Below are 10,803 nucleotides of genomic sequence, written 5' to 3'. Positions count from 1 at the left end.
GCCCCCCCCCCCCGCGAAATCTCGAATTTTTCACGATGCGGAACAAGTCCCTGCGTTGTAAAAATTCGTGGTGCAGGGCACAAATTTCCTGTTTCGCGATGCCAAAAATCGTTCCGCAATACAAAACGACAAAAATAATGCGTTGTTTTTAAATGAGAATTTTTGTTTCGAGAAGCTGTTCTACGTGCACCATCCGAGCGGGCCACGGACGTAGACTTTGTTCCATGCACTGACGCTTCGCCACGACGTTCGATACGGAACCCGGCGCAAGCAGCCAGTCGAGCCACAGCCGGCCGAGCCGGCAGGCGGCACAACAGAATCGCTTGTGATCAGAAAGGGAGAACGGAAATGAAGGGATTTCGCTTTGGTTCAGCGCTCGGGTCGTTCTACATCCTGCCGGGTAACGGCGGCTGGGAAGCGACGTTCGGCAACGCCCTGCTCGGCGCGTTCTCGTGCCCCGAAGTGGCTGCCGACCACATCTCCCGCGGCGACTGCCCGCAACTGTCCGACATGGACACGGCGACGCTCGAAGTGCCGCACGAAATCGCCGAGTGGGAAATCGTTCACGTCTGAATGGCAGGCCTGCAACGAAAAACGCCCCGGGCGTCCGGGGCGTTTTTCTTTTGCGTAGAGCGGCGGACCGTAAAACCCGCGCGCCGACTCCCGCACTGGCCCGCGCGGCCGGCGTCAGGCGACCGCGTCGACGATACCGTTCAGCGTTGCGCTCGGGCGCATCGCCTGGCTCGTCAGGTCGACGCTCGGACGGTAGTAGCCGCCGATTGCCTGCGGCTTGCCCTGCGCGGCTGCCAGTTCTTCCAGGATGCGCGCTTCGCTGTCGGACAGCGCCTTCGCAACGCCTTCGAACTGCGCCTTCAGCGCTGCATCCTCGGTCTGCTCGGCGAGCGCCTGCGCCCAGTACAGGCACAGGTAGAAGTGGCTGCCGCGATTGTCGAGGCCGCCGACCTTACGCGCCGGCGACTTGTTCTCGTCCAGGAACTTGCCGGTCGCCTGGTCGAGCGTCTTCGCGAGCACGACCGCCTTCGGGTTCTGGTACGCGTGGCCGAGGTGTTCGAGCGATGCAGCCAGCGCGAGGAATTCGCCGAGCGAATCCCAGCGCAGGAAGCCTTCCTCGACGAACTGCTGCACGTGCTTCGGCGCGGAGCCGCCCGCACCCGTTTCGAACATCCCGCCGCCAGCCATCAGCGGCACGATCGACAGCATCTTCGCGCTGGTGCCGAGCTCCATGATCGGGAACAGGTCGGTCAGGTAGTCGCGCAGCACGTTGCCGGTGACCGAGATCGTGTCCTTGCCCGCGCGGATGCGCTCGAGCGAGAAGCGGGTCGCGTCTTCCGGCGTCATGATGCGGATGTCGAGGCCGTTCGTGTCGTGATCCTTCAGGTAGCGTTCGACCTTCGCGATGACCTGCGCATCGTGCGCGCGCGCCGGATCGAGCCAGAACACGGCCGGTGCGCCGGTCGCGCGGGCGCGGTTCACCGCCAGCTTGACCCAGTCCTGCACCGGCGCGTCCTTCGTCTGGCACATGCGCCAGATATCGCCCGACTCGACCGCGTGCTCGAGCAGCACGTTGCCGGCTTCATCGGTGACGCGCACGACGCCGTCCGCCGGGATCTGGAACGTCTTGTCGTGCGAACCGTATTCTTCGGCCGCCTGCGCCATCAGGCCGACGTTCGGCACGCTGCCCATCGTGACCGGATCGAGTGCGCCATGCTGCTTGCAGTCCTCGATCACGGCCTGGTAGACGCCCGCGTAGCAGCGGTCCGGAATCACGGCCTTCGCGTCGTACAGCTCGCCGTCCGGGCCCCACATGCAGCCCGACTCGCGGATCATCGCCGGCATCGACGCGTCGACGATCACGTCGCTCGGCACGTGCAGGTTCGTGATGCCCTTGTCCGAGTTGACCATCGCGAGGCGCGGGCGCACTGCGTATTCGGCCTTGATGTCGGCTTCGATCGCTTCGCGCGTGTCGGCCGGCAGGTCCTTCAGGCGCGCGTACAGGTCGCCGATCCCGTTGTTCGGGTTGAAACCGACCTGCGCCAGCACGTCGGCGTGCTTCGCGAGCGCGTCGCGGTAGAACACCGACACGAAATGGCCGAACAGGATCGGATCGGAGACCTTCATCATGGTCGCCTTCAGGTGCACCGAGAACAGCACGCCCTGCGCCTTCGCGTCGGCGATCTGCGCTTCGATGAAGCTGCGCAGCGCGTTGCGGCTCATCACCGATGCATCGATGACTTCACCGGCCTTCACGGCGGTCTTTTCCTTCAGGACCTTCTTCGCGCCGTCGGTCGTCGTGAGTTCGATCTTCACGCTGCCCGCATCGGCGATCAGCGCGGATTTCTCGCTGCCGTAGAAGTCGCCTTCGCTCATGTGCGCGACGTGCGCCTTCGACGTGGCCTGCCACGCGCCCATCTTGTGCGGATGCTTGCGTGCGTAGTTCTTGACCGACAGCGGCGCGCGGCGGTCGGAGTTGCCTTCGCGCAGCACGGGGTTCACCGCGCTGCCCTTGATCTTGTCGTAGCGGGCCTTGACGGCCTTTTCCTCGTCCGTCGACGGGTCTTCCGGATAGGCCGGCAGCTTGTAGCCCTGCGCCTGCAGTTCGGCGATCGCGGCCTTGAGCTGCGGCACCGACGCGCTGATGTTCGGCAGCTTGATGATGTTCGCTTCCGGCTTCAGCGTGAGCTGGCCCAGCTCGGCCAGATCGTCGGAACCCTTCTGCTCCGACGGCAGGATGTCTGCGAATGCCGCGATGATGCGGCCGGCGAGCGAGATGTCGCGCGTTTCGACGGCGACGCCGGACGAGCGCGTGAAGGCCTTGACGATCGGCAGCAGCGAATAGGTCGCGAGCGCGGGCGCTTCGTCGGTGAGGGTGTAGATGATCTTGGGCGAAGTGGACATGGTGGTCAAAGCATTGCTACGTGATTGTGGGACTCAGGAGCGCCGGCGGTAACCGGCGGGAAGCGACCGGGTCGGTCGCGAAAGGGGCGCGCCGGCTCAGCCGGGCGGTGGTATTGCGAGGGCCGTCATGTTCTACCTTGCAGGGCATCCGGGCCGCATCGCGGCGCCGCGGCCCGCATGCCGGACCGCCCTGCCAACAAACCTGCCATCCACGAAACACCCCGGCGCCGGCAGTAGGCGCCGGGGCGGCCGGAAACGCTCCGGCCCACCCCGCAAGGGGACTTACATGTTCTCGATCAGCACTTCGCCGAAGCCCGAGCACGACACCTGCGTCGCGCCTTCCATCAGGCGCGCGAAGTCGTACGTGACGCGCTTCTGCAGGATCGACTTCTCCATCGATGCGATGATCGTGTCGGCCGCTTCCGTCCAGCCGAGGTGGCGCAGCATCATTTCCGCCGACAGGATCTCGGAACCCGGGTTCACGTAATCCTTGCCCGCATATTTCGGCGCGGTGCCGTGCGTCGCCTCGAACATCGCGACCGAATCCGACAGGTTCGCGCCCGGCGCGATCCCGATGCCGCCGACCTGCGCGGCCAGTGCGTCGGAGATGTAGTCGCCGTTCAGGTTCAGCGTCGCGATCACGTCGTATTCGGCCGGGCGCAGCAGGATCTGCTGCAGGAACGCGTCGGCGATCGAATCCTTGATCACGATCTCGTTGCCCGTCTTCGGGTTCTTCACGCGCATCCACGGGCCGCCGTCGATCAGCTCGCCGCCGAACTCCTTCTGCGCCAGCGCGTAACCGGCGTCACGGAACAGGCCTTCCGTGAACTTCATGATGTTGCCCTTGTGCACCAGCGTGACCGACTTGCGATCGTTGTCGATCGCGTACTGGATCGCCTTGCGCACGAGACGCTCGGTGCCTTCGGTCGACACGGGCTTGACGCCGATCCCCGAGGTTTCCGGGAAGCGGATCTTCTTCACGCCCATCTCGTCCTGCAGGAACTTGATCACCTTCTTCGCCTGCTCGGAGCCCGCGGCCCATTCGATGCCCGCGTAGATGTCTTCCGAGTTCTCGCGGAAGATCACCATGTCGATCTTTTGCGGCTCGCGCACCGGCGACGGCACGCCCTTGAAGTACTGGACCGGGCGCAGGCACACGTACAGGTCGAGCTCCTGGCGCAGCGCGACGTTCAGCGAACGGATGCCGCCGCCGACCGGGGTCGTGAGCGGCCCCTTGATCGACACCACGTATTCCTTCAGCACCTGCAGCGTTTCGTCCGGGAGCCACACGTCCGGACCGTACACCTTCGTCGCCTTCTCGCCCGCGAAAATCTCCATCCAGTGAATCTTGCGCTTGCCCTTGTAGGCATGCGCGACCGCCGCATCGACGACCTTGATCATGACCGGCGTGATATCGAAGCCCGTACCGTCGCCTTCGATATAGGGAATGATCGGCTGATCGGAAACGTTGAGCGAGAAGTCCTTGTTGACGGTGATCTTGTCACCGCCTTCCGGAACCTTGATGTGCTGATACGGCATGATCGACTCCAGTGACGTGGCTGAGCAGGTGATGCTGGTCGAAGCTGCGCGCGCGTCGGGGGCGCGGCATGGCCACCCCGTGACGGCAACAGCGAGCCGCTATTCTAGCGCCCCAACCGGGCACTTCGGCACGAAGCGCGGCACTGCGTATCAAGACCTCACTTATGTCTTATATAAGACAGAGGACTTGCCGTTCCGTATTATGCATTAAGATTCCGCCATTTGCCATAGACCGCCTGCCCCGCTTCCCGCGGCGCGCCGGGCGGGCGCCCCGCCATGAACCTGATCGCCCTCAACAAGCCGTTCGGCACGATTTGCCAGTTTTCCGCGCACGAGACGCGGCCGTCGCTCGGCGACTGGGTAAAAACGCCCGGTGTCTATGCGGCCGGCCGGCTCGACGCGGACAGCGAGGGCCTGCTGCTGCTCACCGACGACGGCGCGCTGCAGGCGCGCATCGCGGAGCCGCGCCACAAGCTCGTCAAGCGCTACTGGGCGCAGGTCGAGGGCGCGCCCGGCCCGGCCGACCTGAAGGCGCTCGCGCGCGGCGTCGATCTCGGCGACTACGTGACGCGCCCGTGCCGCGCCGAGTTCATCGAGCCGCCCGACGCGCTGTGGCCGCGCAACCCGCCGATCCGCTACCGCGCCGCGATCCCGACCACGTGGATCGAGCTCGCGATCACCGAAGGCAAGAATCGGCAGGTGCGCCGGATGACCGCTGCCGTCGGCTTCCCGACGTTGCGTTTGGTGCGCGTCGGCATCGGTGCGCTGGACATATTCGCACTCGGCATTGCGCCGGGCGAAACAATCGCACTGCCGCCGCGCGCGCCGTGGGACGGTTTCGCGCCCGCCGGATGACGAATCCGGGGCGCGCGAATTTTTCGTCATCTTTTTCGTCAACCGCCTGCGAAGATCGCGCGTTAAACGACGCAGATGCCACCCTGAGCTATCCGGCATTGGCAGCCGAACGTGTTTGCGTCACGAAAGCGACGTTTTATTCGAATACGATTCGGCGCCCGCAGCGCAATGAGAAATTTCTCGAAGCGTCTGTCAACCGAAAGGTGGATGGCACCGTTAGACGTCATGACTCCTATGCCGGGTCATTTGGTTAATTAACTAAAGCTGAGGAACACAACATGAACAAACTGATCGCCGCTCTGGTCGCTGGTCTCTTCGCAACGGCTGCTTTCGCACAAGCTTCGGCTCCGGCCGCTCCGGCTGCTGCTGCTCCGGCAGAAGCTGCTTCGGCACCGGCTAAGAAGGCAACGCACAAGAAGCACCACGCAGCTAAGAAGCACCACGCTGCGAAGAAGGCTGCAAGCGAAGCCGAAGCCCCGGCAGCTGCTTCGAACTAAGCAAGCTGGTTGTAATAACGCAGTCAAGAACACGCAGTCTTGCCGTTCTTACGGCGTTGAAAGGCAGATCACCGCAAGGCGATCTGCCTTTTTCTTTTTGTGCCCGTCGGCGCGCATCGCGTACCATGCGGGTCTCGTTTTCCAGATAGGAGCCTTGCTGTGCAATTCTCCCTGCGCTCGTCGCTCGGCCGCCTCGCGCGCGCCGCCGTGTTTCCCGCCGCGCTCGCCGTCCTCGCGCTCGGCATGCAGGCCGCCGGCGCGCAGATGCCGCCCGGCGCCAAGCAGCCGAGCGAGTTCCCGCATCTGAAGCTGCGCGCCGGCATGTACGTGATCGACGCGGCCGTCGCCGCGAACGACGCCGACCGCGAACAGGGGCTGATGTACCGTTCGCAGCTCGCGCCGAACGAAGGCATGCTGTTCGTGTTCAACGAGAATGCCGTGCACTGCTTCTGGATGAAGAACACGCTGATCCCGCTGTCGATCGCGTTCATCCGCGCGGACGGCACGATCACCGACATCGACGAGATGAAGGCAGAGACGACCGACAACCACTGCCCGCGCAACAACGGCGTCTATGCGCTCGAAATGAGCAAGGGCTGGTTCGCCGCGAAGGGCATCAAGCCCGGCATGAAGCTCGAAGGCCTGCCGAAGGCCCAGTAACGGCGGTCCGCGGCCCCGCGCCGCGCCCCGACCGAAGCCGGCTGCCCGTTGCGCGCCGGCTTTTTTTTCGCCTGCGGCCGGCGCTGCCCGGCTTGATTCCGCCGGCGCTGGCCGCATCTGCAAAAGCCACGCGCAAGCGCTATGCTTTAAGTCTCGCTTGTTCCAAACCCGGGCCGGCCCAGCCTGCCCGCTTACGATCCGAACCACCAGGAGGTTCACGTGCCCCGCAAAACCCCCATCGAGCGCTATCGCAATATCGGGATCAGCGCTCACATCGATGCCGGCAAGACCACGACGACCGAGCGCATCCTGTTTTATACCGGCGTGAGCCACAAGATCGGCGAAGTGCACGACGGCGCGGCCACGATGGACTGGATGGAGCAGGAGCAGGAACGCGGCATCACGATCACGTCGGCGGCGACCACTGCCTTCTGGAAAGGCATGGCCGGCAACTACCCGGAACACCGGATCAACATCATCGACACGCCCGGGCACGTCGACTTCACGATTGAAGTCGAGCGCTCGATGCGCGTGCTCGACGGCGCGTGCATGGTCTACGACTCGGTCGGCGGCGTGCAGCCGCAGTCCGAAACCGTGTGGCGCCAGGCGAACAAGTACAAGGTGCCGCGCATCGCGTTCGTCAACAAGATGGACCGCGTCGGCGCCGACTTCTTCCGCGTACAGCGGCAGATCGGCGAGCGCCTGAAGGGCGTCGCCGTGCCGATCCAGATTCCGGTCGGCGCGGAAGATCATTTCCAGGGCGTCGTCGATCTCGTGAAGATGAAGGCGATCGTCTGGGACGACGAAAGCCAGGGCGTGAAGTTCTCGTACGAGGAGATCCCCGCGAATCTCGTCGAACTCGCGCACGAATGGCGCGAGAAGATGGTCGAGGCCGCGGCGGAGGCGAGCGAGGAACTGCTCGAGAAGTACCTGCACGACCATGAGTCGCTGACCGAGGACGAGATCAAGGCCGCGCTGCGCAAGCGCACGATCGCGAACGAGATCGTGCCGATGCTGTGCGGCAGCGCGTTCAAGAACAAGGGCGTGCAGGCGATGCTCGACGCGGTGATCGACTACCTGCCGTCGCCGGTCGACGTGCCGGCGATCCTCGGCCACGACTTCGCCGATCCGGAAAAGCCGGCGGAACGTCATCCGAGCGACGACGAGCCGTTCTCGTCGCTCGCGTTCAAGATCATGACCGACCCGTTCGTCGGCCAGCTGATCTTCTTCCGCGTGTATTCGGGCGTCGTCGAATCCGGCGACACGGTGCTGAACGCGACGAAGGACAAGAAGGAACGGCTCGGCCGGATCCTGCAGATGCACGCGAACGAACGCAAGGAGATCAAGGAAGTGCGCGCGGGCGACATCGCGGCAGCCGTCGGCCTGAAGGAAGCGACGACGGGCGACACGCTGTGCGATCCGACCAAGCCGATCATCCTCGAGAAGATGGAATTCCCGGAGCCGGTGATCTCGCAGGCCGTCGAACCGAAGACGAAGGCCGACCAGGAAAAGATGGGCCTCGCGCTGAACCGCCTGGCGCAGGAAGACCCGTCGTTCCGCGTGCAGACCGACGAAGAGTCCGGCCAGACGATCATTTCGGGGATGGGCGAGCTCCACCTCGAAATCCTGGTCGACCGGATGAAGCGCGAGTTCGGCGTCGAAGCGACGGTCGGCAAGCCGCAGGTCGCGTATCGCGAGACGGTGCGCACGACGGCGTCCGACGTCGAGGGCAAGTTCGTCAAGCAGTCGGGCGGTCGCGGCCAGTACGGCCATGCGGTGATCACGCTCGAGCCGAACCCGGGCAAGGGCTACGAGTTCCTCGACGAGATCAAGGGCGGCGTGATTCCGCGCGAATTCATCCCGGCCGTCGACAAGGGCATCACCGAAACGCTGAAGAGCGGCGTGCTCGCGGGCTACCCGGTCGTCGACGTGAAGGTGCACCTGACGTTCGGCTCGTACCACGACGTCGACTCGAACGAAAACGCGTTCCGGATGGCCGGCTCGATGGCGTTCAAGGAAGCGATGCGCCGCGCGAAGCCGGTGCTGCTCGAGCCGATGATGGCCGTCGAGGTCGAGACGCCCGAGGACTTCATGGGCAACGTGATGGGCGACCTGTCGAGCCGGCGCGGCATCGTGCAGGGGATGGAGGACATCGCGGGCGGCGGCGGCAAGCTCGTGCGCGCCGAAGTGCCGCTGGCCGAGATGTTCGGCTATTCGACGTCGCTGCGTTCGGCCACGCAGGGCCGCGCGACGTACTCGATGGAGTTCAAGCACTACGCGGAAACGCCAGCCAACGTATCGGAAGGCGTGATCAACGCGAAAACGAAGTAAGCGCCGGGCGCTTGCGCCCTGCCGCATCATGCAAAGCCCGTCCGGTTCCGCCGGACGGGCTTTTTTTGTCCAATGCGCACCGCCCGCGGCTTTTTGATCGGCCCGTCACGCGTTTTTTTCGCATGCCACAATGCCATGCGATTCGTCTGATGGAACCGTCCCGATGCCGCCGCCCACTCCTGCCCTGCGCCGTCTGCTGATGCTCTACGCCGGCCTGATCGCCGCGAACGTCGCCGTCTGGCTGTGGGCGCTCACGGTGCTGCGCGATCATCCGCTGCTGCTCGGCACCGCGGCGATCGCGTACGGGCTCGGGCTGCGTCATGCGGTCGACGCCGATCACATCGCGGCGATCGACGTCGCGACGCGCAAGCTGATGCAGGACGGCCAGCGTCCGGTGAGCGTCGGGCTGTTCTTCTCGCTCGGCCATTCGACGATCGTGATCGCCGCGACGCTCGGCATCGCGCTGACCGCGTTCGCGCTGCGCGACCGGTTCGATGCGTTTCGCGAGATCGGCGGCACGATCGGCACGGCGGTGTCGGCGACCTTCCTGCTCGTGCTCGCGTGCGTGAACCTGATGATCCTGCGCGACGTGTGGCGGCGTTATCGCGGCGCGCCGGAGCACGCGCACGGCGCGCCGCACGTGCACCGCCCGGCCGGACTCGTGTCGCGGCTGCTGCGCCCGCTGTTCCGGTTCGTGTCGAAGAGCTGGCACATGTATCCGGTCGGCGTGTTGTTCGGGCTCGGTTTCGATACTGCAACCGAAATCGGATTGCTCGCGATCGCAGCCGCGCAGGCGAGCCAGGGCCTGCCGGTCTATACGGTCATGCTGTTTCCCGCACTGTTCACCGCCGGCATGACGCTGATCGACTCGACCGACAACGTGCTGATGATTCATGCGTATGGCTGGGCGATGGACGATCCGCAGCGCAAGCTGCTCTACAACGCGAGCATCACGTTCGTCTCGGCGGCCGTCGCGCTTGCGATCGGCGGGATCGAGGCGGCCGGCCTGCTGGCCGACAAGCTGTCGCTGACAGGCCCCGTACGCGACGCGCTCGATGCGCTCGGCGAACGCTTCGGCTCGATCGGCTACGGCATCGTCGCGCTGTTCCTCGTCTGCTGGATCGCATCGATCCTGTTCCACCGCTGGCAGCGCGCGGCCGACGCGCCGGCGCGCTGAGCATCGTTCAGACGTTTCATTTCGGAAACAAAACCCCCGCAACGACGTTTCAAGCGCCGTCGCACGCATGCGTGCGCCTTGCGCCACGGGCGTAAGCGGCCGATGGCACGAATCTAGCAGATAGGGCCTCGCACGGCGGGCCCGCGTGCCGATCCGCGTTGGCGGCTGGCTTCAAGCGCCAGCCCGAAGGCAATCGGCAACCGAAAGGATAACGAATCATTGCTGGCCCCCTGCACCACACGTAGATAGCCGCGCGGCTACGACACTTCGCGCGCACGGGAGGCCATGATGCTTAAGACAAAACAGCCGTTCCGCGCGGCGGGACGGTGCTATCGCGCGACCTTGATGGCCGCAGCTGCGTTTGCGTGCTGCTGCTCGTATGCAGTCGCGCAGAATGCGGCGCCCGACTCCGCGCCCGTCGCGAACGCCGACGCGGACACCGTCATGATGCTGGTCGAGGACGCTTCGTCGTGCGCGGCCAATCCGGCTGCGTGCGCGTCGCTCGTCTATGCGGGCGGTGGCATCGGTGGTCACGGTGCCGGCGCGAGCGGCAGTGGCGGCAACCCCGGCGGCGGCAGCGGTGGAAATAACGGAAACGGCGCTGTCGGACCTGCTGGTGTCGGCGGAGCGACAGGCGCAACGTCAGGCGGCACGGGCCGTGGAGGCAATGCGTCCGGCACCGGCGGTTCGGGTGGCGGCACTTCGGGTGGCGGCGCTTCGGGTGGCGGCGCTTCGGGTGGCGGCGCTTCGGGTGGCGGCGCTTCGGGTGGCGGCGCTTCGGGTGGCGGTGCTTCGGGTGGCGGTGCTTCGGGTGGCGGTGCTTCGGGG

General features: G+C 65.2%; 8 protein-coding genes and 1 pseudogene. 7 read left to right on the top strand and 2 right to left on the bottom strand.

All coding sequences use genetic code 11. The features are described from left to right. Positions 1–348: 348 nt before the first annotated feature. Positions 349–573, top strand: coding sequence for a hypothetical protein (locus GD429_RS39470; protein WP_034178827.1), 225 nt, complete (start codon positions 349–351; stop codon positions 571–573). A gap of 114 nt (positions 574–687) precedes the next feature. Here GD429_RS39470 and GD429_RS39465 read toward each other — a convergent pair whose 3' ends face one another. Continuing rightward, positions 688–2,916, bottom strand: a complete 2,229-nt coding sequence (locus GD429_RS39465; protein WP_152865569.1) for an NADP-dependent isocitrate dehydrogenase — start codon at positions 2,914–2,916, stop codon at positions 688–690. Between the two features lie 282 nt (positions 2,917–3,198). After that, positions 3,199–4,455, bottom strand: a complete 1,257-nt coding sequence (gene icd, locus GD429_RS39460; RefSeq protein WP_034178829.1) for an NADP-dependent isocitrate dehydrogenase — start codon at positions 4,453–4,455, stop codon at positions 3,199–3,201. A gap of 276 nt (positions 4,456–4,731) precedes the next feature. On the opposite strand from icd, the gene GD429_RS39455 reads away from it, so the two are divergent. The 6 genes and pseudogenes from GD429_RS39455 to GD429_RS41520 form a co-directional block, all read left to right on the top strand. After that, entirely contained in the window at positions 4,732–5,310 is a 579-nt protein-coding gene (locus tag GD429_RS39455; protein ID WP_034178831.1) for a pseudouridine synthase, read from the top strand. 278 nt (positions 5,311–5,588) lie between these two features. Further along, positions 5,589–5,807 (top strand): hypothetical protein, encoded by a 219-nt coding sequence (locus GD429_RS39450; RefSeq protein WP_072444916.1) that lies wholly within the window; start codon positions 5,589–5,591, stop codon positions 5,805–5,807. 159 nt (positions 5,808–5,966) lie between these two features. Beyond that, positions 5,967–6,467, top strand: coding sequence for a DUF192 domain-containing protein (locus GD429_RS39445; protein ID WP_258281207.1), 501 nt, complete (start codon positions 5,967–5,969; stop codon positions 6,465–6,467). Between the two features lie 219 nt (positions 6,468–6,686). Then, complete coding sequence (fusA, locus tag GD429_RS39440) at positions 6,687–8,798, top strand: elongation factor G (RefSeq protein ID WP_034178833.1); 2,112 nt, start codon at positions 6,687–6,689, stop codon at positions 8,796–8,798. A 163-nt stretch (positions 8,799–8,961) separates the two neighbouring features. Then, entirely contained in the window at positions 8,962–9,975 is a 1,014-nt protein-coding gene (locus GD429_RS39435; RefSeq protein WP_152865564.1) for a HoxN/HupN/NixA family nickel/cobalt transporter, read from the top strand. Between the two features lie 288 nt (positions 9,976–10,263). Next, positions 10,264–10,803: pseudogene (locus GD429_RS41520) on the top strand (hypothetical protein); the annotation flags it as partial.

This window comes from Burkholderia sp. BE17 (assembly GCF_009362305.1).
Classification (GTDB): Bacteria; Pseudomonadota; Gammaproteobacteria; order Burkholderiales; family Burkholderiaceae; genus Burkholderia; species Burkholderia pyrrocinia_C.
This window is presented reverse-complemented; position numbering and strand designations above follow the sequence as displayed.